Source organism: Kitasatospora sp. NBC_00374 (assembly GCF_041434935.1).
In the GTDB taxonomy this organism is placed as follows: domain Bacteria; phylum Actinomycetota; class Actinomycetes; order Streptomycetales; family Streptomycetaceae; genus Kitasatospora.
On the sequence record NZ_CP107964.1, the window covers coordinates 2,539,832 to 2,563,123 of the forward strand.

At 71.6% G+C, this 23,292-nt stretch carries 24 protein-coding genes; 3 read left to right on the plus strand and 21 right to left on the minus strand.

From position 1 onward, the window contains the following. Window positions 1-60: 60 nt before the first annotated feature. The 13 genes from OG871_RS11335 to OG871_RS11395 form a co-directional block, all read right to left on the minus strand. On the minus strand, window positions 61-834 hold the full coding sequence (locus OG871_RS11335) for a dienelactone hydrolase family protein (RefSeq protein ID WP_371496494.1): 774 nt from the start codon (window positions 832-834) through the stop codon (window positions 61-63). A gap of 95 nt (window positions 835-929) precedes the next feature. Beyond that, window positions 930-1,250, minus strand: a complete 321-nt coding sequence (locus OG871_RS11340; RefSeq protein WP_371496496.1) for a DUF4873 domain-containing protein — start codon at window positions 1,248-1,250, stop codon at window positions 930-932. Between the two features lie 122 nt (window positions 1,251-1,372). Next, window positions 1,373-2,284: a diiron oxygenase gene (locus OG871_RS11345; RefSeq protein WP_371496497.1), complete on the minus strand. Its 912-nt coding sequence runs from the start codon at window positions 2,282-2,284 to the stop codon at window positions 1,373-1,375. Between the two features lie 24 nt (window positions 2,285-2,308). Further along, a complete protein-coding gene (locus OG871_RS11350; protein ID WP_371496499.1) occupies window positions 2,309-3,127 on the minus strand; it encodes a ThiF family adenylyltransferase in 819 nt (272 codons plus the stop codon). Beyond that, the gene (locus tag OG871_RS11355; RefSeq protein ID WP_371496501.1) at window positions 3,124-4,098 is read right to left on the minus strand and encodes a hypothetical protein; all 975 of its coding nucleotides are present in this window, start codon (window positions 4,096-4,098) and stop codon (window positions 3,124-3,126) included. The genes OG871_RS11350 and OG871_RS11355 overlap by 4 nt, the downstream gene beginning before the upstream one ends. A gap of 53 nt (window positions 4,099-4,151) precedes the next feature. Continuing rightward, window positions 4,152-5,408, minus strand: coding sequence for an acyl-CoA dehydrogenase family protein (locus OG871_RS11360; protein ID WP_371496503.1), 1,257 nt, complete (start codon window positions 5,406-5,408; stop codon window positions 4,152-4,154). A gap of 65 nt (window positions 5,409-5,473) precedes the next feature. After that, complete coding sequence (locus OG871_RS11365) at window positions 5,474-5,860, minus strand: hypothetical protein (protein ID WP_371496505.1); 387 nt, start codon at window positions 5,858-5,860, stop codon at window positions 5,474-5,476. A gap of 78 nt (window positions 5,861-5,938) precedes the next feature. Continuing rightward, a complete protein-coding gene (locus OG871_RS11370) occupies window positions 5,939-7,588 on the minus strand; it encodes a GMC family oxidoreductase (protein WP_371496507.1) in 1,650 nt (549 codons plus the stop codon). Continuing rightward, the gene (locus OG871_RS11375; protein WP_371496509.1) at window positions 7,585-8,274 is read right to left on the minus strand and encodes an SGNH/GDSL hydrolase family protein; all 690 of its coding nucleotides are present in this window, start codon (window positions 8,272-8,274) and stop codon (window positions 7,585-7,587) included. Before OG871_RS11375 ends, OG871_RS11370 begins: the two co-directional genes overlap by 4 nt. A gap of 77 nt (window positions 8,275-8,351) precedes the next feature. Further along, window positions 8,352-8,612 carry an acyl carrier protein gene (locus tag OG871_RS11380; protein WP_371496511.1) on the minus strand — a complete coding sequence of 87 codons (261 nt, stop codon included), beginning with the start codon at window positions 8,610-8,612 and terminating at the stop codon, window positions 8,352-8,354. A 59-nt stretch (window positions 8,613-8,671) separates the two neighbouring features. Further along, complete coding sequence (locus OG871_RS11385) at window positions 8,672-9,676, minus strand: ribonucleotide-diphosphate reductase subunit beta (protein WP_371496513.1); 1,005 nt, start codon at window positions 9,674-9,676, stop codon at window positions 8,672-8,674. A 125-nt stretch (window positions 9,677-9,801) separates the two neighbouring features. Then, complete coding sequence (locus OG871_RS11390; protein WP_371496514.1) at window positions 9,802-11,472, minus strand: AMP-binding protein; 1,671 nt, start codon at window positions 11,470-11,472, stop codon at window positions 9,802-9,804. 301 nt (window positions 11,473-11,773) lie between these two features. After that, the gene (locus OG871_RS11395; protein ID WP_371496516.1) at window positions 11,774-12,220 is read right to left on the minus strand and encodes a MarR family winged helix-turn-helix transcriptional regulator; all 447 of its coding nucleotides are present in this window, start codon (window positions 12,218-12,220) and stop codon (window positions 11,774-11,776) included. 237 nt (window positions 12,221-12,457) lie between these two features. On the opposite strand from OG871_RS11395, the gene OG871_RS11400 reads away from it, so the two are divergent. From OG871_RS11400 to OG871_RS11410, 3 genes are all read left to right on the plus strand, one after another. Further along, a complete protein-coding gene (locus tag OG871_RS11400) occupies window positions 12,458-13,927 on the plus strand; it encodes a DHA2 family efflux MFS transporter permease subunit (RefSeq protein WP_371496518.1) in 1,470 nt (489 codons plus the stop codon). A gap of 126 nt (window positions 13,928-14,053) precedes the next feature. After that, on the plus strand, window positions 14,054-14,374 hold the full coding sequence (locus OG871_RS11405) for a transposase (protein ID WP_371496520.1): 321 nt from the start codon (window positions 14,054-14,056) through the stop codon (window positions 14,372-14,374). 38 nt (window positions 14,375-14,412) lie between these two features. Further along, window positions 14,413-14,592, plus strand: a complete 180-nt coding sequence (locus tag OG871_RS11410; protein WP_371496522.1) for a hypothetical protein — start codon at window positions 14,413-14,415, stop codon at window positions 14,590-14,592. Window positions 14,593-14,718: 126 nt separating this feature from the next. On the opposite strand, the gene OG871_RS11415 is transcribed toward OG871_RS11410, so the two are convergent. The 8 genes from OG871_RS11415 to ftsW form a co-directional block, all read right to left on the minus strand. Further along, entirely contained in the window at window positions 14,719-16,044 is a 1,326-nt protein-coding gene (locus OG871_RS11415; RefSeq protein ID WP_371496524.1) for a DivIVA domain-containing protein, read from the minus strand. 49 nt (window positions 16,045-16,093) lie between these two features. After that, the gene (locus OG871_RS11420; RefSeq protein ID WP_363637618.1) at window positions 16,094-16,384 is read right to left on the minus strand and encodes a YggT family protein; all 291 of its coding nucleotides are present in this window, start codon (window positions 16,382-16,384) and stop codon (window positions 16,094-16,096) included. A 75-nt stretch (window positions 16,385-16,459) separates the two neighbouring features. After that, entirely contained in the window at window positions 16,460-17,068 is a 609-nt protein-coding gene (locus OG871_RS11425) for a cell division protein SepF (protein WP_363637616.1), read from the minus strand. A gap of 210 nt (window positions 17,069-17,278) precedes the next feature. Then, window positions 17,279-18,067, minus strand: a complete 789-nt coding sequence (locus tag OG871_RS11430) for a YggS family pyridoxal phosphate-dependent enzyme (protein ID WP_371496527.1) — start codon at window positions 18,065-18,067, stop codon at window positions 17,279-17,281. Between the two features lie 293 nt (window positions 18,068-18,360). Then, window positions 18,361-19,569: a cell division protein FtsZ gene (gene ftsZ, locus OG871_RS11435; protein WP_371496528.1), complete on the minus strand. Its 1,209-nt coding sequence runs from the start codon at window positions 19,567-19,569 to the stop codon at window positions 18,361-18,363. A gap of 361 nt (window positions 19,570-19,930) precedes the next feature. After that, window positions 19,931-20,710: a cell division protein FtsQ/DivIB gene (locus tag OG871_RS11440; protein WP_371496530.1), complete on the minus strand. Its 780-nt coding sequence runs from the start codon at window positions 20,708-20,710 to the stop codon at window positions 19,931-19,933. Beyond that, window positions 20,703-21,809: an undecaprenyldiphospho-muramoylpentapeptide beta-N-acetylglucosaminyltransferase gene (gene murG, locus OG871_RS11445; protein WP_371496532.1), complete on the minus strand. Its 1,107-nt coding sequence runs from the start codon at window positions 21,807-21,809 to the stop codon at window positions 20,703-20,705. Before murG ends, OG871_RS11440 begins: the two co-directional genes overlap by 8 nt. 6 nt (window positions 21,810-21,815) lie before the next feature. Continuing rightward, complete coding sequence (gene ftsW, locus OG871_RS11450; RefSeq protein ID WP_371496534.1) at window positions 21,816-23,183, minus strand: putative lipid II flippase FtsW; 1,368 nt, start codon at window positions 23,181-23,183, stop codon at window positions 21,816-21,818. Window positions 23,184-23,292: the final 109 nt, after the last annotated feature.

Consider the following 23,292-nt stretch of genomic DNA (forward strand, 5'->3'; position numbering starts at 1 on the left):
ACGCCCGGTGGCCGCCCCTCCCCGCAGCTCGGGGGTGGGCGGCCACCGGCGTGTACGGGGTCAGCCGACGGGCACGGCCACCCGGTCGATGAAGGCCAGCACCCGCCGCCAGGAGTCCACCGAGTCGGCCGTGAACTCCTTCTGCTTGACGTCGAAGAAGCTGTGCGGCGCCCCCTCGTAGGTGACCACCTCGTGGTCCACCCCGGCCACGGCCAGCGCCGCCTCGAACTCCTTGACGTGCTGCGCGGGGATGCCCGGGTCGTCGCCCGCCATCAGGGCCAGCACCGGCGCGCCCAGGTCCGCGGCCCGGCCGGTCGGGCCCGGGGCGCCGTCCGGCCCGGGGGCCGGCCAGCAGTAGTAGCCGATGGTGCCGGCCAGCTCGCGGTCGCGGATCGAGGCCAGCACCGCGAGCCGGCCGCCGATGCAGAACCCGATGGTCACCACCGCACGGCAGTTGCCGCCCTCCGGCGAGCGCAGGTGCGCGACGGCCGCGGTCAGGTCCTCGTGCAGCTGGCGCGGGGTCAGCCGGCGCATGTGCTCCTGGTACGGGAAGTCCTCGGCCCGCTCGCCGACGCCCGCGGTGCGGCCGTAGTAGTCCACCACCAGGGCGGTGTGGCCGTTCTCGGCGAAGCGCAGGCCGAGCTCCCGGTAGAAGCCGTACAGGCCCCGGACGTCCGGCAGGACCACCACGCCCACACCGCTCGGGGCCTCGCCGGTCGCACGGAAGGCCGCGAACTCGGTGCCGTCGGCCGATCGCAGGGCGATCACCTCGGCCTCGGCGACGGCGCCGGGGCCGTGCTCGACGGGCGGCGCGGAGTCAGGGTCGAAACACATCGGGGCTCCAGAGTCTGTTCGGTCCTACCAGGGCGGCGGCGGGCCCGGGCGCGGGAGTTCGGGCTGCGGTCGGGCTGCGGTCGGTCGGGGCGCCGTCAGTCCGGCGGCGCGGACTCGTCCACCTTCAGCGGCACCGGGAACGGCGGGCGCCCGATGCCCTCGATCCGGTAGCGGTGCCACAGGTCGGGGTCGCCCAGCGTGCCGGCCGCATCGCCGTGCGGGGTGCGCAGCACGGCGTCGAGCCGCCCGGAACCGACCAGCTCGGCGAGCTCGGAGTCGGGCTGCACCCGCCCGTACCAGCGGTAGCGGCCGTCCAGCGGCTGGAAGTACCCGGCCAGGGTGACCCGCACCGGAAGGCTCAGCCCGGCGGCCTCGATGAAGGCCGCGCCCGCGTACCCGTCGTCGTCATGGTCCATCGTATGCAGGGTAGTTGATGTGGCGTCAGGCACGTGGACAACACCCGTTCCCATTCCCGGTCCCTTCCTGCGGGTGGATCCGCCGGGGGGCTGGGCGGCCCCCCGGCGGATCGGTGCGACGGTCAGGAGATCCAGCCCGCGTCACGCCAGACCTTCTCCGAGGAGCCGCCGATCAGGCCGATCTTCTGGTAGTAGGCGGCGATCCGCTCGGCGCCGTACGCGGCGTTCTCCTTGTTGAACGGGCTGGCCTTCGCCTGCGCGACGGCCACCTTCGGGTCCAGCCCGGCCCGCTCGTAGACCAGCGGGTTGGCCCGCTCCTCGCGGATGCTCTTGACCGTGTTGGCCAGGAACTTGCGCAGCAGGTCGAGCTTGAACTTGGAGAGCGTCGGGACGAAGCGCTCCAGCTCGGTACGGGCGAAGCTGATGTGCCGCGCCTCCTCGACCACGTGGATCCGGGCGACGCTGCGCACCACCGGCTGGATGGTCTCGTCGTTGGACTGCTCCCGCTGGAAGCGGTCGAAGAACTCCTCGGTCAGCAGGATCAGGGCCCACAGCGCCGAGACGGGTGCGAAGGTCTTGAGCACCAGGCCGTTCTTGAGGGTCTTGGGCGGGGTCGGGTAGATCTCGCTGCCGATCTTCTCGACCAGCTTGGCGAACATGATCATGTGCCGGACCTCGTCCGCCACCTCGGTCAGTGCGAACTGCACCTGCGGGGTGGAGACGTCGCGCTTGTAGACGTAGCGCGAGACCAGGTGCAGCAGGATGTGCTCGGTCCACACGCCGATCGCCACCGAGGAGGCCAGCTCCTCACGGCTGACCAGCATCTTCTGCTCCAGGGTGAGCGAGTCCCAGAGCTCGGTGCCGTAGAGCGAGCAGCGCTTCTCCGCCAGGAACCACTTGCCCTCCTCCAGCGGCGCGTCCCAGTCGATGTCGATCAGCGGGTCGTAGGAGTGCTTGGCCGAGGCGATCAGCAGCTGCGCGGCCTTCTTGGTCTGCCGCGCGGTCGGGTCGGCCTTCTCGATCAGGTCGGTCATCGGTGCTCCTTGTGGGGGTGGAGGTCAGCTGGCGGCAACGAGCGCGTGGACATCGACGGTCAGCTCCGCACGGACCGGCACACCGGCCAGCACCGCGACCGTGTACCGGGCGGCGAGGACGCCGAACAGGTGCGAGGTGTAGACGAGTTGCGGCACGCTGTAGTCGGGGTCGGACCGGTGCGCCCGGATGTCCTCGACCAGGTCCAGCGGGACGAGCTCGCGCGGGATGATCCGCAGCAGCAGGTCCCAGACCTCCTCGGCCTCCAGCTGCTCGGCGGTCACCCGGCCGGCCAGCGGGGTCGGGTCCTGCCGGTAGTCGTAGTACCGGATGAACTGGGTCCCGGACATGTCGTACCCGGAGACCACCGGCACCGCGCGGCGGGCGGCCTCCGCGTGCAGCTGGAACTTGGCCCGCCAGCCGCCGATCGTGGTCACGTCGACGCCGTCGACGACCACGTCCACGCCGTCCAGCAGGGCGGCGACGTTCTCCGCCTGGACGCCGTCGGTGTACACCTCCACCCGGGCGTGCGGGTTGACCGACCGGGCCAGCTCGGCCGACACCTCGGCCTTGTTGCGGCCGAGGTCCGACAGCCGGGCGTGCTGGCGGTTCAGGTTGTTGAGCTCGTACTCACCGGGCTCGGCGAGGACGAAGTCGCGCACGCCCAGCCGGACCAGCGGCTCGACCGCCGCTCCGCCGGTGGATCCGCAGCCGGCCACCAGCACCCGGGCCTTGCCCAGCGCCAGCTGCGCCGACTCCGGGATCAACCCCCGGTTGCGGGTGGTGAGTTCGGCGTAGAAGTCGTCCGCGGTGAGAGCTTCGGCACTCGTCGGGGTGTCGGTCATATCGTGACCCTCCTCAGCTGCCCGCCCACCTGGCCGACCATCGACCGGAAGCCGAGCAACAGGTCCTCGTGGGCCAGCGCACACTGCAACTGGCCGATCAGTTCGTCGAGTTCGCCACCCCGGGGGGCCCGGGCCGCGAAGGCCTTGACCACCTCGCGCTGGGTGTAGAGCGGGAACATCAGGTCGTCCGCCGGCAGCGAGGGCACGGTGCCCTCCAGGACGGTGATCTCTCTGAGGCTGCGCAGCGTCCGCTGGATCGCGACCCCCTCCTCGCCGTCGCCGACCAGCACCTTCACGCCCGGCCGGATCCGGCCCAGCGCGGTGTAGAAGCCGAGCATCAGCTCCAGGGTGACTCTCAGCCGGGTGGCGCCGTTGTCGCCGCCCTGCGGTCCGCGGTGCACCAGCCGCTTCACCTCCCAGACCTCGGAGGTGGCCACCTCCTCCTCGAAGCTGACGTGGTCGAAGAGGTTGATCCGGTGCGCCCGCTCGCACGGGAACGGCGTCCGGTCCGGGTCCCTGGGATCGGCCGGGTCGCTCTCCGGGGCGCCGACCAGCGAGACGTAGCGCAGGATCGCCCCGGTGCGCTCGTCCATGGCCAGCACGTGCACCTCCTCGGCCCGGTGGCCGCCGTGCGGTTCGGAGAACAGGGCCCGTCTGAAGGCCAGGCTCTCGCTGGCGAACCGCAGTCGCAGGTACTGCGCCAGCCGGAAGCCGTAGATGCCGATCAGGTACCGCTCGGGGATCCCCCGGTGCCGGGCGGCCAGGACGACCAGGCCGTCCGGCCGCCGGGCGAGGTAGAGCAGGTGCTCCGGGCTGATGCTGGCGGCCAGGCCGCGCAGGTTCATCCGGTCGTGCAGGGCCATCACGTCGGAGACGAACCGGCTCTGCCGGTCCTCCGGTCCGGGGCCGGCGCCCGCGGCTGCGGACGGGGAGGCCGTGGCGACGCCTGGGGCGACAGCCGTGTCGGTCATGGGTCTGGCTCCTTCCTCCGGGCCGTCGGGCACCGGATCACACAGGCCGACGGTCAGACTCGGTGCCCGTACAGGGCGTTGGTGATCGCGATCGCCAGTACCTCGGGGGTGCCCTCGTAGATCCGGGCGCCGAAGGACTCGCGGACGAACTTCTCCACGTCGTAGTCCCGGCAGTAGCCGCGGGCGCCGAGGATCGACATCGACTCCTCCGCCACCTCGATCGCGATCCGGTCGGCGTAGAGCTTGGCGACCGCGGGGCCGTACGTCGGGGCCGGCAGCATGTTGTCGGCCTGGTAGGCGGCCTGCAGGTAGAGCAGCCGGGAGGCGTCGATCTTCGCGGCCATCTCGGCCAGCTTCCGGGCGGTGAACTGGTGCTGGTACAGCGGAAGTCCGCCCTGCACCCGCTCGCCGGCGAACCGGTGCGCGATCTCGAAGGCGCCGCGGGCGACGCCGACCGAGATCGCCGCCACGGTCGACCGGGCCTGGTTGGACTGCATGGTCAGGAAGCCCCAGCCGCCGCCCTCGCCGAAGGCGATGTTCTCGGCCGGCACCCGGACGTCGTCGAACAGCAGGGTGGTGCCCAGGCAGGCGCGGTAGCCCATCTTGTCCGCGACCGGCCCGCGGGTGACGCCCTCACTGTCCAGCGGGACGATGAAGGCGGTCAGGCCGTCCGCACCGGGGTGGCCCTCCAGGTTGGCGAAGACGGTCGCCCACTCCGCCACCTTGCCGTTGGTGATGAAGCGCTTGATGCCGTTGAGCACGTAGGCGTCGCCGTCCCGGCGGGCGGTCATCACCTCCGCGGCGAGCGGGGAGTTGTCCGGGATCAGCAGGTCACAGCCGGCCACCTCCTCGGTGATGGCGTTGCACGCCAGCACCGGCTCGTCCCCGAGGAACTGCGGCAGGAAGCGGGCCTGCAGGTGCGGGTCGCCGGAGGCCAGCACGCTGGTCTGGCCGAGCAGCGAGGCACCGAAGATCAGCGCGGTGCTGGCGCACACGGCGGCCAGCTCCTCCAGCGCCACGGCCACCCCGAGCGTGCCGACCCCGCGGCCGCCGAGGTCCTTGGGCAGGGTGAGGCGCAGCAGCCCGAGCTCGTGGCCCTTGCGGACGATCTCCCAGTCGAACTCGTCGTGCGGCGCCAGGTCGTTGGCCAGCCGGCGCGGCTTGACCACGTTCTGGGCGAACTCCCGGACCTCGTCGCGCAACTGCTCGACGTCGGGCGGCAGCTGGAAGAGCGAGGGGATGGCGGCGGCGTTCATCGCGCCGAGGTCGGACAGGGTCGCCGGATTCTTGAGCTCAGCAACGGTGGTCACGTGCGGGTACTCGCAATCGTCTAGAGGGCCTGGTCGGCCGGGGAACGGGAGCGGCGGCGGGGTGGTCACGCGGACCGGCGGGTCGCCACCTCGGCGTACGTGGCGCCCACCTTGGGCAGGACGTCGGCCAGCTGGCGCAGCCGGGCCACCGGACCCTTCACGGTCAGCAGCCGGGCGGCAGCGGCCCGCGGCAGCGACAGACGGCCGGTGAGCAGCTGGTGCAGGGTGTCGGCGGTCAGCTCGAAGCGCAGGGTCGGCGCCTCGCCGCTGTCGCCGTAGCCGACGCCGTCCGCGGAGAGCTGGACGACGGCGGCGGGGTCGCGCTGCACGAACCGGATGGACAGCTGACGCTCCTTGAGCGTGGCGATGAGCTCGCTGTCGTCCACCAGGGCGGCGAACGTCTCCTCGATCAGGGTGGTGCCGCGGACGTCGGCGGAGGTGCTGGCGGTCATTTTCGGTAGCCTTCCGGGAACGACGGGAACAGAACGACGGGAACAGAACGACGGGACACAGGGCGCCGGGCCGGGCTCTCAGGACCGGCCGGCCAGGGCCGCGCGGCGCTCGCGCGCGGCGGGCAGGGCGGGCAGACCGCGGATCAGGTCCGCAGCCCGTTCGGCGAGCATCACGGTGGGCGCGTGGGTGTGGCCCCGGGGTACCACCGGCATCACACCGGCATCGACGACCCGTAGGCCGGTGGTACCCCGCACCCGGAACTCCGGGTCGACCACGGACTCCTCGTCCGCGCCCATCCGGCAACTGCCCACCGGGTGGTAGAGGGTTTCGGCGTGCCCGCGGACCAGGTCCGCGAGGTCCCGGTCGGACGCCGCGGTCAGGCCGGGGAGCAGCGGTTCGCCGACGACGTGCGCCAGTTCGGGCCGGCCGAGCAGCCGGCAGGCCTCCTTGACCCCGGCCACGGTGGTGGCGAGGTCGCGGCCGGCCGGGTCGGCCAGGAAGCCCGGGTCGATCAGCGGGGCGTCGGCCGGATCGGCGGTACGCAGCCGCACGCTGCCGCGGCCGTGCGGCTGCAGCAGCACCACGCCCAGGGTCACACCGTGGGCCGGTTCGCCGCGGCCGCTGTCCAGGAACGGCACCAGCATCCAGACGAGTTCGATGTCCGGGCCGGGCAGCCCTGCCTCGGTGCTCAGGAACACCAGGGCCTCCGCAAGGTTGGAGCTGAGCCGGCCGCGACGGTGCCGGAAGTACTCCAGCACGTCCTCGCCCTGCTCCCCCACGCCGGGCGAGATCTCCTGCCGGGCCGCCATCGCGAGCGGTACGTAGAGGTGGTCGCTGAGGTTGCGGCCCACGCCGGGCAGGTCCACCTCGACCGGCAGGCCGAGCGGGCGCAGCTGGGCGGGGTCGCCGATGCCGGAGAGCATCAGCAGCTGGGGGCTGCCGACGGCGCCGGCGCTGAGGATCACCTCGCGTTCGGCACGGATCCGCCGGACGCCGTCCGGGTGGTCGAGCTCGACGCCGACGGCCCGTCCGCCCTCCAGCAGGACCCGGCGGACCAGGCCACCGGTGAGCACGGTCAGGTTGGGCCGGCGCTGCGCGGGGCGCAGGTAGGCGTCGGCGGCGCTCCAGCGGCGGCCGTTGTGCTGGGTCACCCGGACGGGGCCGGCGCCCTCCCGGGCACTGGACTCGGCGTCGCCGAGTTCCGGGTGGCCGGCGGCGGCGCAGGCCGCGAGGAAGGCCTCGGTGGCCGGGTTGAGGTCGCGCAGGTCGTCGATCCGGACCGGGCCCTCGGTGCCGTAGCCGTCCGGTCCGGTGGGGCCGCTGCGGCCCTCGGCCCGGCGGAAGTACGGCAGCACGCGGGAGTACTCCCAGCCGGTGCAGCCGGCCGCGGCCCAGCCGTCGAAGTCGGCCTGGTGTCCTCTGGTCCAGATCTGGGCGTTGATGGAGGAGGAGCCGCCGAGGGTCTTGCCGCGGGGGAAGAAGATCCGGCGGCCGTTCAGCCCCGGCTGCGGGGTGGTGTGGTAGGACCAGTCGAAGTCGGAGCCGAAGAGTTTGGGGAAGGCGGCCGGAATGCTGATCTCGGCGGCCCGGTCGGGCCCGCCGGCCTCGATCAGCAGTACCCGGCTGCCGTCCTCGCTCAGCCGGTCGGCGAGCACGCAGCCCGCCGAGCCGGCGCCGACGATCACGTAGTCGGCGGTGTCCGACGCCCCGGCGGCGGAGTCGGTCATGCCGACCGTCCGGGCGCCGTGGCCGGGGTGGCGGTGGACAGGCTGCGGATGATCTCGCCGGCGAGCACGGCGTGCCCTTCCATCGAGAAGTGGATGCCGTCGGCGCTCATCAGGGTGGGCGAGGTCCGCACGGGGTGCTCCCACATGTCCACCAGGGTGGCCCCGTGGCGCTCGGCCACGCCGCGGATCCGGCCGTTGAGCCGGTCGACCAGGGCGCGGAACTCGGCGAAGTCCGGGAACGCCTCGAAGATGTCGGCGACGGTGAAGGCGAAGACGTGCGCTCCCCGGGCGGTGAGCGCCGCGTAGATCTCCTCCAGGTCGGCCTCGACGGCGTCGAGGTCGGGGTTCGGGCCGAACAGGTCGTTGCCGCCGGTGGCGACGTTGACCAGGTCCGGCCCGAACTCCAGCACCTTCGCGAGCTGGGTCTGCCTGACCTGACGGGTGCGCAGCCCGACCTCGCCGGTGTTCAGGTAGGCCAGGTCCGGGACGTTGCCCCGCAGCGCCTGGGCGACGCGTTCCGGCCAGGAGATGTCCGCGTAGCCCGGGCAGGGCCCGCCGACCCCTGCCGCGAAGCTGTCGCCCATCACCGCGAACCGCTTCCAGGGGGTGCCCGAGAGCAGGTCGACGGCGGCCTCGTCACTGAGGCAGTACGGGTCCACGGTCTCTGTCGAGCGGTCGTTCGTCATGTCGTCTCACCCTTCTCGTCCGGTCTTTCGGCTGGTCCTGTCCTGCGGCGCCGGGGATGCGCGGTCGGCGGGGTCGGTCAGACGGCGTCGGCGGTGTTCGCCAGGGCCTTCTCCACCAGGCCCTCGACGTCGCCGACGGTGGTGATGTCGGCCGCTTCGCCCTGGCCCATGGCGGTCAGCGAGAAGGTCGACTCCAGCTGGAGCGAGAGCTCGATGACGGCGAGCGAGTCGTAGCCGAGATCCTCGACCAGCCGGTCGGTGGACTGCGCCTCGCGGGCGCCGAGCGGGCTCATCTCGCCGACGAGCCGGCGGACCTGGTCTGCAACGGTGTCACTCATGGAAGTGCTCGCTTTCGTTTCCGGTCTGGGGTGGTGGACGGAGGTGCGCAGGGTGCGGGTCACGCCCGGGCGGCGGCGGCGCGGATCGGGTGCGGCGCGTCCCAGCGCTCCTGGTAGGCGTCGAGCGCCTTGTCGATGCCGGCGCTCCAGGCCTGGTCGACCCGCTCGACGAGCTCCGGCAGGCCGATGATCCGCAGCTGCTTCAGCAGCCGCTCGCGGCCGATGTCGACCGAGCCCTGGAGCTGGGCGGCCCGGCTGGCCAGGGCGGCCGGGATGGCCGGCGACGGGTTGTGCCGGGCCGGGCCGATCAGCACCCAGGCGGCCATGTCCACGGCCTCGAAGTGGGAGTCGGTGATGATCTCCCGGTAGCCGTTGTTGACGCCGTCGGTGGCCGCCCGGAGCCCGAAGGAGACGTGCCGGGACTCGTCCCGGGTGACGTTGGTCAGCCCCTCCTCCAGCGCGGCCAGCCGCAGCCGCTTGGCGAGGAACCGGGTGGTGCGCAGCGCGGTCGCGGCCAGCACGCCCTCGGTGATCAGGTGGTAGTACACCAGTGCGCGGTACCAGGACTCGGGCGAGCCGTCGACGCGCACCTCGGAGGTGACCCGGGTGAGCTCGGGGGCGAAGACGGTGGCGTAGTCCGCGGCCGCCTCCAGCTCGCGGCCCTCCTGCTCGTGCAGCGGGACGCCGCAGGCGTCCTCGATGTAGGTCTGGAAGAACCGCACGTGGCGGGCCTCGTCCGCCATCTGGGTGCAGAGGTAGATCCGGTCGTCCTCGGTCTGCGGGTGGTCGGTGAGCGAGCCCAGGGTCTGCGTCACACAGACCTCTCCGACCTCCAACTCGGCCAGCGAGCCGAGCAGTTGTTCCTGGGAGAAGGGGCGCAGCGCCTGCCAGCCGGCCGCGTCACGGCGCGGGTTGACCTCCGCGACGCTCCACTGCTGGCGCTCCCAGCGGCGGTACAGGTCGGCCGAGGTGGCGAGGCGGCCGACCTTCTCGGCGGGCTCCTCGACGGCTTCGTCGGTGATGTCCGGGACGAATCCGGCATCGACAAGGGTAGGAACGGACATGATGGCCTTCCCGATCAGGTGTGTGAACGTCAGGGACGTACGGCGCCCGGGGCCGTGCGCGGCCGGGGCGGTGGGGTCACGGACGGAAGGAGCGGGCGGAAGGAGCGGGCGGAACGGGCGCGGGCTCAGCCCGGTTGGCCGACCGCGGCGAGTTCGCCGTGCAGCACGTCCCCGCCCACCTCGCCGTCCTGGAACTGGCGCCAGATCAGGCGCCGGCGCGGCTTGCCGCTGGAGGTCCGCGGGATGCCTCCGCGCTGCACCCGCACGACGGTGACCTCGACGGAGCCGTCGAGCACCGAGCGCAGCACGCCCAGGGCGGGGGCCAGCCAGTGGTCTCCGGCCGCCTCGACCAGCAGCACCGCCCGGTGGGCCTGCTCGCTGCCGCCGAGCGCCACCGCGCAGCGGCCGACCGGGACACCGGGCACGGCCGTCAGGCCGGCCTCGACGTCCTCGGCGTGCACCCGCCGGCCGCGGATCTTCAGGCTGTCCCCGACCCGGCCGACCACGTAGAGCTCGCCGTCGAGCAGGAAGCCCGAGTCGCCGGTGTGCAGCCCGTCCGGGGTGAAGTTCGAGGAGGCGCCCTCCTGGAGGGAGCGGTAGCCGAGGGCCACCGAGGTGCCGCGCACCCGGATCTCGCCGAAGGTCCCGTCGGGCAGGGCGGCGCCCTCCTCGTCGACCACGTCGACGATCGCTCCCGGTACCGCCGCGCCGCAGGAGGTCAGCCACGCGGGGCCGTCCTCGGGCAGCGGGTCGCCGAGGGTGCCCTGTTCGATCACCTGGACCGGCTCGCCGGTCCGCAGACCGCCGGTCAGCCGGATGGCCCGTGCCCCGGTGCCCGGACGGACGCCGGTCACCGCGAGGGTGGACTCCGCCAGACCGTAGCAGGGCGCGAACGCCTCGGCCCGGAAGCCGTGCGGGCCGAGCAGCGCCGCGAAGTCCGAGGCGGCCTTCGGAACGATGCGCTCCGCACCGTTCATCGCCACCCGCCACCTGGAGAAATCCATGCCCGCAAGGTCGTCCGGGCGGACCCGGCGAGCGGCGTAGGCGTAGCCAAAGTTGGGTGCCGTGGTAACGGTCACGCCGTTCGAACCATGGGCCTCGATCCACCGGAGTGGCGACCGGATGAATTCCAGGGGTGTCATGAGCCACAGATCGATCTGCGCCACGACGGAACCGAGGAATGTACCGACGAGACCCATGTCGTGATACATCGGCAGCCAGGAGGAGCACGAGTCCTCCGGCGTGATTCCGAGCCATCCGTGAATTGCCCGGACATTACCTGCGAGATTCTCCGGGGATACCTGGACGCCCTTCGGCGTGCCGCTCGATCCCGAGGTGAACTGGAGCAGCGCGACCGCCGGTTCCGGCCGGCGCACCAGCGGGGCGTCGGGCAGCTCGGAGAGGTCACCGAGCACCAGGGTGCGGCCCCGGCCGGACAGCCTGGCCGCCTCCCGGGCGACCTCGGCCAGCTCCGCGTCGGCCAGCAGCAACGCCGATCCCGCGGTCCGGACGATGTCCGCCACATGGTTCGAGTAGTTGCCAACTCCCTGGAATGTTACGGGTGATGCGATGGGCGAGGGCGTCAGCCCCGCCAGCATGGTGCCGAGGAAGGCCGGGACGAAGTCCTCGACCTCGGAGAGCAGCAGGGACACCACGTCGCCCGGCCGGGCGCCCTGCCCGACGAGAAACGCGGCCACCCGGCCGGCCTGCCCGGCCAGCTCGGCATAGGAGCGGAACTCCCAGCCGCGCTCGTTTCGAAAGAAGTGAATTCCACGGTCGACGGACGCATTGTCCATCCAGTCAAGAATGCGCATCAAACCCCCCGACTAGCCATCGGATCCGCAATGCACGTTTATCGGGAAAAATGTCGGGAGGATCTTCGTTAATCCTCCACCGACTCACCCAAATGCGTTATCGAACGCCTGACCCAAATCTAGTAGGCACCAAACTGTCGAGTCAACGACAAACTATTGTGACCCGCATGCTTGGCCGTTCGAACAGATGCGTGACCTGCGGACGCGCAGCCGCCGCCGGACCGATTTGGCCCAGCGGCGGCGACAACAAAGTTTGGCACTCAGGCCGACGGAGGGGCGCCCCTCAGGCCTCCCCGGCGGCTGCCACATGCGCCAACCAGGCACGCGCGGCGGTCCTCTGACTGTCCGTCAGGCCCTCTTCCATCAGGCCTTCCCGGGCCCGGACGGCCGGTCGCGCCTCGGCCAGCCGCTTGCGGCCGCCCTCGGCCAGGAACACCTGATGGGTCCGCCCGTTCGTCGGATGCCGTCTGCGCTCGACGAGGTCGTCGCGCTCCATCCCGGCCACCATCTCGGTCACCGACTGACGGGTCGACACCAGAACCCTCGCCAAGTCGGAGAGCGAGACGCCCGGTTGCTCCTCCAGCACGAGCAGCGTCGCGTACTGCGGCACCGAGAGCCGGCACTCGACCAGCGCCTCCTCGACCGACGACCGCATGCTGAACCATGCCTGCCGGATCAGGAAGCTCAGGCAAAGCTGTACCTCTTCGGACCCGGATCCAGCGTTTCCCATGGCCACCTCACCGCCAAGCCTGATTGACAGGAACCTTACGTTCCTGGCAGTCTTTCAATCGTCAGGACCCTGCCTATCCTACCTGGCCGAGGCCGTCCCGCCTCGCCCCGGGTGGAACCTGTCCGTCCGCGCCCCACTGCGCGCCGACCCCGGGCAGGGCCCGCGATCTAGCTCTGTACGTGCCAATTCCCGTCCCCGGCAGGGCTCTACCCTGCCCATTGGAAGGTGAGTTCCGCAATGTCGGACACTTCACAGCAGGCGGGAGGCCGGCCCGAGGTCAACCCCGGGCTGGTTCTTCTGCTCTGCTCAGGCGCTACCTTCATGGCCTTCCTGGATCTGTCGGTGGTCAACATCGCCTTCCCGGAGATCATCAAGGCCTTCCCCGAGACCACGATGGCCAACCTCACCTGGGTGGTCAGTGGCTACGCGGTGATGTTCGCCGCCCTGCTCACCCCGGCCGGCCGGCTGGCCGACACCGTCGGCCGGGCCAAGGTCTTCCTCGGCTCGCTGGTCGGATTCACCCTTGCCTCGCTGCTCTGCGGTGCCGCCCCGAGTGCGAACTGGCTGATCATCGGCCGCTTCCTGCAGGGCGCGATGGCCGCCGGCATGATCCCGGCGGCGCTCGGCCTGATCATGGCGGCGACCCCGCTGCCGCAGCTGATGAAGGCGATCGGCGCCTGGTCGGCGGCGGCCGGCTTCTCCGCGGTCATCGGCCCGGTCATCGGCGGTCTGCTGGTCGACCACTTCAGCTGGCGTTCGGTCTTCTACATCAACGGCCCCATCGGCCTGATCCTCCTGGTCGCGGGTCTGCGCGCGCTGCCCCGGCACCTGCCGCCGGCCGGCAGCCGGCTCCCCGACCCGGTCGGCACGGTGGCCTTCGCCGTGGGTGTCGCCTTCGTGGTCGCCGCGCTGACCGAGGGCGACAGCTGGGGCTGGGCCGACGCCCGCACCCTCGGCCTGCTGGTCTGCGGTCTCGCGCTCGGCCTGGTCGCGCTGCTGCGCTCGCAGAAGCACGAGGCCCCGGCCATCGACACCGGCCTGTGGAAGAGCCGGCGGTTCGCCCGGACCAACCTGGTGGCATCGATCTTCGGTGTCTCGATGTTCGCCTGGCTGCTCGCCGGTCCGCTCTGGGCCACCCAGATCTGGGGCTGGAGCATCATGCAGGCGGCCGGTGCGCTCAGCGTCGGCGCCGTGGCCTCGATGATCACCTCGACCGTCGCCGGCCGGATCAGCGACGGCAGCAAGCACCGGGTGCTGGTGGTCCTCGGCCTGCTGATGTTCGCCGCCTGCACGGCCATGCAGGCCAGTGCCCTGTTCGGCACCGAGCCGCGGTTCTGGTCGGCCTGGGTGCCGTCCGGCATCCTCGGCGGCGGCGGCCTCGGCTTCGCGGCCACCGCGCTCTCCTCGATCGCGGCCACCTCGCTGCCGCCGGTCCGGTTCGCCGCCGGCGTGGGCATGAACCTGACCTCCCGTCAGGTCGGCGGCGCGATCGGCACCGCCGGTCTGGCCGCCATCATGGCCTCCTACGCCAAGCCCGGCGTGGACGCCTTCCACGCCGTGTACATCGCCTGCACCGTGGTCAGCGTCGTCGCCGCCGTGGTCGCCCTGACCCTGCCCGACCCGGCGCCGGCCCCCGCGCAGGCGCAGCCCCAGCCGCAGTCCGCCGGATCCGAGTCGCACAGCACCGCCGGTGCGGCAGGCGCCTGACATACCGCCGAGAAGTGCGCATCCGGGCCCGTTCGACCACCCTCGACGGGCCCGGTGCACTTCGGGCGGCCCCCGGGCGCCTGGGACGAGGACGACTTGGAGCAACCTGGACCAGGAGGGACGAGCATGGCACGTCCACCCGCACTACCGGTGGAGGACAAACTCCACATCGTACTGAGCATCCTGGCCGGAGAGTCGACGATCGCTGCGGCAGCCCGCAAGCACGGACTCTCCGAGCAGACCATCGGCAACTGGAAGAAGCAGTTCATCCAGGGCGGCCGTGAAGGACTGAGCGGTACGGCACGGACCGAGCGCGCCACGGCGCGCGAGAGCGCGCTCAAGGCCGAGATCGACAACCTGAGGGCGGCGCTGGACGAGGTCCGCGTACAGCTCCGGGTCTGGATGAACAGCGAAGAGCAAGCTTTCCCTTCCAGGACCTTGAGATGATTCGCACCGATGCGGAGATGCCGGTCTCAAGGTTCTGCATGTTGATCGGCATCCCGCGCCGCACGTACAACAGGAAGCTCGCGCTGGTCCGCACCGGGCACGCGGTCCAGCAGCTCACCTGCCATCTGCCGGCCCTCCGCAAAGGTCGGCGTCCCGCCGCCGGGGCCGCCCGCAGCAGCCGGATCGCGGAAGGCCCGGCCTGCCGCCGGGCCGGCTGACGGAGAACCGCCGGCCGGCAGCACCGCGCAGGAGCCGCACCACCCCGCAGCACCGCCCCGCAGCACCACGAAGGGCGCCCCCGCACGTGACCGGAGTCACGGCGGGGGCGCCCTTCGTGGTGCTGTCTAGTTGTCGCCGTCCTCGTCGATGAGGAAGCCGCGCATCGGGGCCGGAGCCTGCTGCATCGGCTGCGGAGGCTGCGGACGGACCGCGGCCATCGGCTGGGTCATCCCCGCGGGGGCCATCTGCGGGGCGCCGTTGCCGACACCCGACTGGCCGCCGAAGGAGGGCTGCCCGTTGCCGCCGCCGAAGGAGTTCTGGCCGCCGAAGGACTGGCCGTTGCCACCGAACGACGGCTGGCCGCCGAAGCTCGGGGTGGCACTGCTCATCGAGGAGGCACCGGCCGGCGCCATCGACGACGCGGCCGGCGGCAGCGAGGCGGTGGCGGGGATCCGCGGCGGGGCGAGCGAGTCGTCGGCCTGCGACTCCAGCTGGCGCAGCTGGGTCTCCAGGTACGACTTCAGGCGGGTGCGGTACTCACGCTCGAAGGCGCGCAGGTCCTCGACCTTGCGCTCCAGCGTCGCGCGGGCGGACTCCAGGGAGCCCATCGCCACCCGGTGCTTCTCCTGCGCGTCCCGCTCCAGGGCGTCGGCCTTGGCGCGGGCGTCCCGCTCCAGACCCTCGGCGCGGCTGCGGGCCTCGCCGACGATCTTGTTGGCCTCGGACCGGGCCTCGGAGATCGCCTGGTCGGCGGTCTGCTGGGCCAGGGCGAGCACGCGGGCCGCGCTGTCGCCACCGGGACCCTGCTGCTGCTGCATCGGGCCGCCCATGGGGCCGCCGAGCTGCTGGCCCATCGGGCCGCCCATCGGCTGCAGCTGCTGGCCGCCCATGGGCTGACCCATCTGCTGCTGGCCCATCTGCTGCTGCATGGGGTTGCCCATCGGCTGCAGCATCTGACCGCCCATCGGCTGCACCAGCTGCTGCTGGCCGCCCATGGTCTGGCCCATCTGCTGCTGGCCCATCTGCTGGCCGAGCTGCGGCTGACCCATCTGCTGCTGCATCGGGCCGCCTTGACCGGCCGGAAGCTGCGGGGCGCCGGACGGCAGGCCGAGCGGCTGGTTGCCCATCTGCTGCTGCGGGACGCCCATCTGCTGCGGACCGGGGCCCTGCTGCTGGCCGGGCACCGGCGGGCCGGATATGGCAGCGGGCACCGGGGCGCCCGGGCGGGCGTCCTGCGGGGGCTGCTCCTTACGCATATTGGCCTGGTTCTGCGCGGCGGCACGAGTGGCTGCCGCCAGCTTGGCGCGCAGGTCCTCGTTCTCGCGCAGCAGACGCGTCAGCTCGGCTTCGACCTCGTCGAGGAAGGCATCGACCTCGTCCTCGTCATAGCCTTCGCGCAGCCGGACGGTCGTGAACTGCTTGTTCCGAACGTCCTCGGGGGTCAATGGCATCTCTTCACCTCAACGTGATCGTCGGCACTCCGGAATCCTGTCGCATCGCTCACACCGACAGGGACCGCACGAGCGAGATCAGGACATACACAATGATCATCAGAACGAAGAAGGACAGGTCGAGCGCCACGCCCCCGAGACGCAACGGCGGGATGAACCGCCGAAGAAGCTTGAGTGGCGGATCCGTGACAGTGTACGTGGCCTCCAGGACCAGGACCATGGCCTTGCCCGGACGCCACGAGCGGGCGAACTGGAAGACCCAATCCATCACCAGCCGGAGGAGCAGGATCAGCAGGAAGACGGTCAGCGCCCAGTAGAGCACCGCGCCGACGATCCCCATCTGTCTCCCTCTCCCCTGCCAGCATTCCGTCAGTCACACACTGTTGCTCGATCCACACGTAAAGTCGTGGCCGGGTCAGCTCTGGTTGAAGAACCCACCCTCGGCGATCCGAGCCTTGTCCTCCGCCGTGACATCGACGTTAGCAGGAGACAGGAGGAACACCTTCTGGGTCACGCGCTCGATACTGCCGTGCAGACCGAAGACGAGTCCAGCGGCGAAGTCTACGAGTCGCTTGGCGTCCGTGTCGTCCATCTCGGTCAAATTCATGATCACAGGTGTCCCGCCGCGGAACTGTTCCCCGATGGTACGGGCCTCGTTGTAGGTTCGCGGGTGCAGCGTGGTGATGCGGTAGGGCTCTCGTTCGTTCACTACCTTGGGCATGATCACCGGGGCACTCTTCTCCACGTTGTGGCGACGGTCGGGTGTGATGGACGACACGGGCGCCATCCGCGGCGCCTCCTGCCGGATCGGCACGGCGGCCGGCACCGGCTGGGGAGCGATGTGGGCGACCGGCGCCGGGGCGGGCTGGGTGGCTGCCGCGGACCTCAGGTCCTCCGTCCGCCCGGTCCGGATCGGCTCGGGGTCCGAGTCGTAGTCGTCGTCGGGGTCGTACCCCTGGCCGTCGTACGTCTCGTCCTCCACGAGGCCGAGGTAGACCGCCATCTTGCGCATTGCGCCGGCCATGCTCCTGTCTCCTCCGCTCTGTGGTGGATCGGCTCCGACTACGGTCTTCGCCTGCGGATTCCGCCGCCCACTCACCGGCCGTCAGGCCGACGGCGCGTCAAGCCGTGAGGGAGGGGGTGCGGAGGCGCGATCCACGGTTCGCTAGCGCTCTGAAAAGCTGCTAGGTTCTGTCCTATTTTGTCCTGCAGTCTGATCTACTACCCGGTGACGTTACCCGAGCGGTGACCGCACTCCGAGGACCGCCGTCCCGACGCGCACATGTGTCGCTCCGGCTGCCACGGCCTGCTCCAGATCTCCGCTCATCCCTGCCGAAACCATCGTGGCAGCAGGATGGGTCGCGCGTACGGCGCTTGCGATTTCCGCCAGCCGCCCGAAGGCCCGGGCCGGATCGCCGGCCAGCGGCCCCTGCAGCGGAGCGACGGTCATCACACCGGCCAGCTGCAGCCCGGGCGTGTCGGCGATCAGGTCGGCCAGCGCCGGCACGTCCGCCGGGGCCACGCCGGCCCGGTGCTCCCCCTCCCCCGCCTCCTTGTCGAGGGCGACCTGCACCAGGCAGCCCAGCGGGACGCGTTCGGCCTTCAGCACCGCGGCGCCGAGCGACTCGGCCAGCCGGGGCCGGTCCACCGAGTGCACCAGGTCCGCGTACCGCACGACCGAGCGGGCCTTGTTGGTCTGCAGCTGGCCGACGAAGTGCCAGGTCAGCGGCAGGTTCACGCAGGTCTCCGCCTTGGGGGCGGCGTCCTGGTCCCGGTTCTCCGCGACCTCGGTCACGCCCAGGGCGGCCAACAGCGCGGTGTCCTCGGCGGGGTAGGTCTTGGTGACCACGACCATGGACACCTCCGAGCGAGGCCGCCCCGCCGCCGCACAGGCGTCGGCGATCCGGCGCTCGACCACCTCCAGGTTGGTGCCGAGCTCCTCGTACCGGGCGCGCTGCCGCTCCGTCAGAGCCGCGAGGAACGCCGCGCTTCCCGGGAACGGTCCGTAGATGTCATTCGTCATGAGAGTTCAGGACCCAACCAGATGTGGCTCGCGAGCCGGCCGGTCAGCTGCTCGCGACGGTAGGAGAAGTGATCGACCGACCCAAGGGTGCAGACAGATGATCGCACCAATTCGGTGATCATGTGCTCGTCCGGCACCGTCGCCACACCGACGGATCCGTCCGGTGCGGACACCGGACGCCCGGGCCGGGCCACGGCCCCCCACACGGCACGGTGCCCACCCCGCCCCACCGGGTGGTGGAGGCGAAGTGAGCACCGTGACGAAGTGTCGGTCCGAGCACTTCGGGGCTTTACCTACTTGAGGAAGTCGGGAACGTCCAGCTCCTCGGCCGGGCTCTCGACGTACGGCTGCCGGACCGGCTGCACCTGCGGCGGCACCGGGGCGGCGGTCGTGGTGGCGGGGGCCGGCGCCTCGGTGCGGGCGGCCTCCTCCGGACGGGCCGTCACCGAGCCGATCGTCCCGTAGGACGGGCGGGTGGCCGGGCGCTCGGGGGTGCTCGCCGGGGCGGCGGTCGAGCCGGACTTCACCACCGGCTCGCGGACGATCGCCGGCGGCTGCCCGCCGTCGAAGCCGGCCGCGATCACGGTGACCCGGACCTCGTCACCCAGCGCGTCGTCGATGACGGCACCGAAGATGATGTTCGCCTCGGGGTGCGCCGCCTCGCTGACCAGCTGGGCCGCCTCGTTGATCTCGAACAGGCCGAGGTCGGAGCCGCCCGAGATGGAGAGCAGCACGCCGCGGGCGCCGTCGATGGACGCCTCCAGCAGGGGCGAGGAGATCGCCATCACGGCCGCGGCCTTGGCGCGGTCCTCGCCGCGGGCCGAGCCGATGCCCATCAGCGCCGAGCCGGCGTCGGACATGACCGACTTGACGTCGGCGAAGTCCAGGTTGATCAGGCCCGGGGTGGTGATCAGGTCGGTGATGCCCTGGACGCCCGAGAGCAGCACCTGGTCGGCGGAGCGGAACGCGTCCAGCACGCTGACCTGGCGGTCCGAGATGGACAGCAGCCGGTCGTTGGGGATCACGATCAGGGTGTCGACCTGCTCGCGCAGCGAGGCGATGCCGTCCTCGGCCTGGTTGGCCCGGCGGCGGCCCTCGAAGGTGAAGGGACGGGTGACCACGCCGATGGTCAGCGCGCCGAGCGAGCGGGCGATGTTGGCCACGACGGGCGCGCCGCCGGTGCCGGTGCCGCCGCCCTCGCCGGCGGTGACGAAGACCATGTCGGCCCCCTTGAGGACCTCCTCGATCTCCTCACGGTGGTCCTCGGCGGCCTTGCGGCCGACGTCGGGGTTGGCGCCGGCGCCGAGGCCCCGGGTGAGTTCACGGCCCACATCGAGTTTCACGTCGGCGTCACTCATGAGGAGGGCCTGCGCATCGGTGTTGATCGCGATGAACTCGACGCCCTTGAGCCCGACCTCGATCATCCGGTTGATGGCGTTGACACCACCGCCGCCGATTCCGACAACCTTGATGACTGCGAGGTAGTTCTGGGGTGCTGCCACGTCGAAGGCCTCTCGCCTCGAATTTCCGGGTCGGCTCCCCGCGTTGGTGAAGGCCGACGGATGTCGATGGGTGGGGAGCGCGCTTTCGGACGGATTGTCCGAAATGCCGACCGCCGACCCGAACCCTGAACTTGAGGTTTAGGGTTACTGCTGTTCCTGTGTCACATCACTGTCCGACACAGCCTGGTGAACAGGACAGTAGGTTGCGGGACGGTACGTGTTCAACGAACACGCCGAGCTTCCCTTTTTTCTTTTGAGCCTATGTGATCATCGACCCCTCGGTGAAACCGGGGTGACCACCAAGAGTCGGACCGGAGCCGGAGCCCCGTCAATACCGCCCTCAGGCACAGAACTTACCGGATCATCCCGACACAGCCGGTGCGTCCGGCGCACTCACGTCATAATTCGCGGCCTTCCGGCCGAGCAGCGCGGTCAGCACCACGGCCTTGCGCGCGGTCCGCTCGGCACTCCCCCACCGCACCGTCACCCCGTCGCGCAGCTGGAGCCGGATGTCGTCCCAGGAGTGCACCTGGACGGCGCCGGCCCGCTTGGCGACCTCGGGCGGCAGGCCCGCCGCGACGACGACGGCCGCCCGCACCAGGGCCGGACGGTCGATCACGCCCAGCGCCTCGTTCGCCTGCGCACTGAGCTGGAGCTCCACCACCGGAACCCCGCCCGGGGGTTGAGGTTCGTCCGCGAACTCCCTGCCCCCGGCGTCGACCTGGAGGAACCGGCCGTTCTCGGTGTGGATCGCGGCCACCGGTCGGCGCTCCGTCACCTTCACCCGAAGGGTGTGCGGCCAGCCGCGCCACACCTCGACGCCGGCCACCCTGGGCACCGCACCGACCCGCCGCTCCACCGCGGCGAGGTCGACCCGGGCCAGCGGGCGGCCCTGCTCGGCCCCGACCGCCCGCCGCACCTCGTCCTCGCTCAGGTGCCCGCTCTCCAGGCCCTGGACGGCGACCGTGCGCACCTCCAGCGCCGACGAGAGGAACACCAGCCAGCCGAGCGTGCCGGCCACCAGCGCGGCCAGCACGCCCAGCACCACGACGCCCCGCCGGGAGAGCCGGAGCCGGGGAGCGCGCTCCTCCCCGTCCTCCTCGTCCTCCAGCCGGTCGTCGAGGACCGGGGCGTCAGCCACGTCGGCGACCACCTCGGGCGGCGTCGATCGCCTCGTAGACCATCCCGACCAGCAGGTCGTCCGCGTCCCGGCGGCCGAACTCGGCGGCGGCCCGGCTCATGTCCCACAGCCTGCGCGGGTCGGTGAGCACCGGCAGGACGTTCTGCAGTACCCAGTCCGGGGTCAGCTCGGCGTCGTCGACCAGCAGGCCGCCGCCCGCCTTGACCATCGGCTGGGCGTTCAGCCGCTGCTCGCCGTTGCCGATCGGCAGTGGCACGAAGGCGGCCGGCAGGCCCACCGCGGCCAGCTCGGCGACGGTCATCGCGCCGGCCCGGCAGAGCATCAGGTCGGCGGCGGCGTACGCCAGGTCCATCCGGTCCACGTACGGCACGGCCCGGTACGGGGGCATCCCGGGGATGTCGTCGATGTGGGGCAGCTCGTTCTTCGGGCCGACCGCGTGCAGGATCTGCACCCCGTACTGCTGGAGCCGGGGGGCGATCGCCTGGACGGTCTCGTTCAGCCGGCGCGCGCCCTGGGAGCCACCGGAGACCAGCAGGGTGGGCAGCCGCTGGTCGAGCCCGAAGTAGTGCCGGGCCTCCGGGCGGACCGCGTTGCGGTCCAGGGTGGCGATGGTGCGGCGCAGCGGGATCCCGATGTAGCGGGAGTCGCGCAGCTTGGAGTCGGGCGTGGAGACGGCGACGAAGTCGCTGTACCGGGCGCCGATCTTGTTGGCCAGGCCGGGGCGGGCGTTGGCCTCGTGCACCACGATCGGCACGCCGGCCCGTTTGGCGGCCAGGTAGGCGGGCATCGCGACATAGCCGCCGAAGCCGACCACGGCGTCCGCCTTGACCCGCTCGATGATCTCCTGGGCGGCCCGGACGGTGCCGCGCAGCCGGCCCGGGACGGTGATCAGCTCGGGGGTGGGCTTGCGGGGCAGCGGGACGGCCGGGATCAGCTCCAGCTGGTAGCCCCGTTCGGGGACCAGCCGGGTCTCCAGGCCGCGCTCGGTGCCGAGCGCGGTGATCCCGATCGACGGGTCGTGCCTGCGGAGGGCGTCCGCGAGGGCCATGGCCGGCTCGATGTGGCCGGCGGTCCCGCCGCCGGCGAGTACGACATGCACCGAAATTCACCGCTCCCTGCGCGGCGGCCGGGAGGCCTTGCGCGCTGTGGTCCGTCGTCGTGGCAGCACCCGGGCCAGGACGGGCCTGACCCGGGAGTTCGAGCTCCGGGCGGCCAGGGCCGCCTTCGCCCCCGGGGAGCTGCGCGCGAAGCAGAGCAGCACCCCGATGGCGCACATGGCCGACAGCATGGCGGAGCCGCCGTACGAGAACAGCGGGAGCGGGACGCCCGCGATGGGCAGGAGTCCCAGTGCCGACCCCAGGTTGACCACGGCCTGCGCCATGATCCACGTGGTGGCCGCTCCCGCGGCGTACCGGACGAACGGGTCCTTGGTGCCGAGAGCCACACGGATACCCGCATACCCTAGTGCCGCGAAGAGGCCGAGTACCGACAGCGTCCCCACCAGGCCGAGTTCCTCGCCGGTCGCGGCGAAGATGAAGTCGGTCTGCGCTTCGGGCAGCTGGCCCCACTTTTCCACGCCGGCGCCGAGTCCGGAGCCGAACGGGCCGCCGGCGGCGAAGGCGTACAGGCCGTGCAGCGCCTGGAAGCAGTTCAGGCCCGGGTCGGGTTTGGTGACGCCGACGCAGCCGAGCCGGTCCAGGCGGTGCGGCACGGTGATGATCAGGGCGGTGCAGGCGACCACCGCGATGCCGAGGGTGGCGGCGAACAGCCGCATCGGGGCGCCGACCATCCAGAGCAGACCGAAGAGCATGCCGACCAGCACCATGGTGGTGCCCATGTCGCCGCCGATCATGATCAGCAGCATCAGCAGCACGGTGCCCGGCACCAGCGGCACCAGCAGGTGCTTCCACTGGTCGAGCATGTGGGTCTTCTGCTTGCGGGCCAGCAGGTCGGCGCCCCAGAGCACCAGGGCCAGCTTGGCGAACTCGGAGGGCTGGACCTGGAAGAAGCCCAGGCTGATCCAGTTCCGGTTGCCGTTGACCTCGGTGCCGATGCCGGGAACGGCCACCAGCACCAGGCCGGCCAGCACGCCGAGCAGCGCCGGGTAGGCGAGCGCCCGCAGGCCCTTCACCGGCGCCCGGGCCAGCACCAGGGCCATGGCCGCGCCGAGCAGCAGGGCGACCAGCTGCTTGCGGAAGAAGAAGGTTATCGGCAGGTGGTTGTCGGTGACCACGCTCTGCGAGGCGGAGAACACCATCACCAGGCCCAGCACGACCAGCAGCAGGGTGGAGCCCAGGATCAGGTAGTAGGGCGTCAGCGGCCGGTCCAGGGTGTACCGGAAGCGGGCCCGGAAGGCCCGGGCCCGGGCGACCGGCCCGGCCGACTTGAAGGTGGTGGTGGTCGCCGAGATCAGCCTGAGCGGTGCGGACCGCTCGGGTGGTGCGGTGGTTCCCGCCTTGCCGTCACCCGCCACGTGCCCCCACCCTCGTCCTGTCCGGCGGCGCGGCCCGCGCCCCGCCCCGGCCGTGCGGGCCGGGGTGGGCGGGGCCGCGGCGCCGGCGCGTCCGTCGACTCGCCGTGCT

Bases quoted from the DNA above. Each gene is read 5' to 3' on its own strand.
- OG871_RS11390 (WP_371496514.1), bottom strand. From the start codon at position 11,472: ATGGACAATGCGTCCGTCGACCGTGGAATTCACTTCTTTCGAAACGAG.
- OG871_RS11410 (WP_371496522.1), top strand. From the start codon at position 14,413: ATGTTGATCGGCATCCCGCGCCGCACGTACAACAGGAAGCTCGCGCTG.
- OG871_RS11340 (WP_371496496.1), bottom strand. From the start codon at position 1,250: ATGGACCATGACGACGACGGGTACGCGGGCGCGGCCTTCATCGAGGCC.
- OG871_RS11370 (WP_371496507.1), bottom strand. From the start codon at position 7,588: ATGACCGACTCCGCCGCCGGGGCGTCGGACACCGCCGACTACGTGATC.
- OG871_RS11345 (WP_371496497.1), bottom strand. From the start codon at position 2,284: ATGACCGACCTGATCGAGAAGGCCGACCCGACCGCGCGGCAGACCAAG.
- OG871_RS11385 (WP_371496513.1), bottom strand. From the start codon at position 9,676: ATGTCCGTTCCTACCCTTGTCGATGCCGGATTCGTCCCGGACATCACC.
- OG871_RS11400 (WP_371496518.1), top strand. From the start codon at position 12,458: ATGTCGGACACTTCACAGCAGGCGGGAGGCCGGCCCGAGGTCAACCCC.
- OG871_RS11415 (WP_371496524.1), bottom strand. From the start codon at position 16,044: ATGCCATTGACCCCCGAGGACGTTCGGAACAAGCAGTTCACGACCGTC.
- OG871_RS11355 (WP_371496501.1), bottom strand. From the start codon at position 4,098: ATGACCGACACGGCTGTCGCCCCAGGCGTCGCCACGGCCTCCCCGTCC.
- OG871_RS11420 (WP_363637618.1), bottom strand. From the start codon at position 16,384: ATGGGGATCGTCGGCGCGGTGCTCTACTGGGCGCTGACCGTCTTCCTG.
- OG871_RS11405 (WP_371496520.1), top strand. From the start codon at position 14,054: ATGGCACGTCCACCCGCACTACCGGTGGAGGACAAACTCCACATCGTA.
- OG871_RS11335 (WP_371496494.1), bottom strand. From the start codon at position 834: ATGTGTTTCGACCCTGACTCCGCGCCGCCCGTCGAGCACGGCCCCGGC.
- OG871_RS11350 (WP_371496499.1), bottom strand. From the start codon at position 3,127: ATGACCGACACCCCGACGAGTGCCGAAGCTCTCACCGCGGACGACTTC.
- OG871_RS11375 (WP_371496509.1), bottom strand. From the start codon at position 8,274: ATGACGAACGACCGCTCGACAGAGACCGTGGACCCGTACTGCCTCAGT.
- OG871_RS11425 (WP_363637616.1), bottom strand. From the start codon at position 17,068: ATGGCCGGCGCAATGCGCAAGATGGCGGTCTACCTCGGCCTCGTGGAG.
- OG871_RS11365 (WP_371496505.1), bottom strand. From the start codon at position 5,860: ATGACCGCCAGCACCTCCGCCGACGTCCGCGGCACCACCCTGATCGAG.
- OG871_RS11380 (WP_371496511.1), bottom strand. From the start codon at position 8,612: ATGAGTGACACCGTTGCAGACCAGGTCCGCCGGCTCGTCGGCGAGATG.
- OG871_RS11395 (WP_371496516.1), bottom strand. From the start codon at position 12,220: ATGGGAAACGCTGGATCCGGGTCCGAAGAGGTACAGCTTTGCCTGAGC.
- OG871_RS11430 (WP_371496527.1), bottom strand. From the start codon at position 18,067: ATGACGAATGACATCTACGGACCGTTCCCGGGAAGCGCGGCGTTCCTC.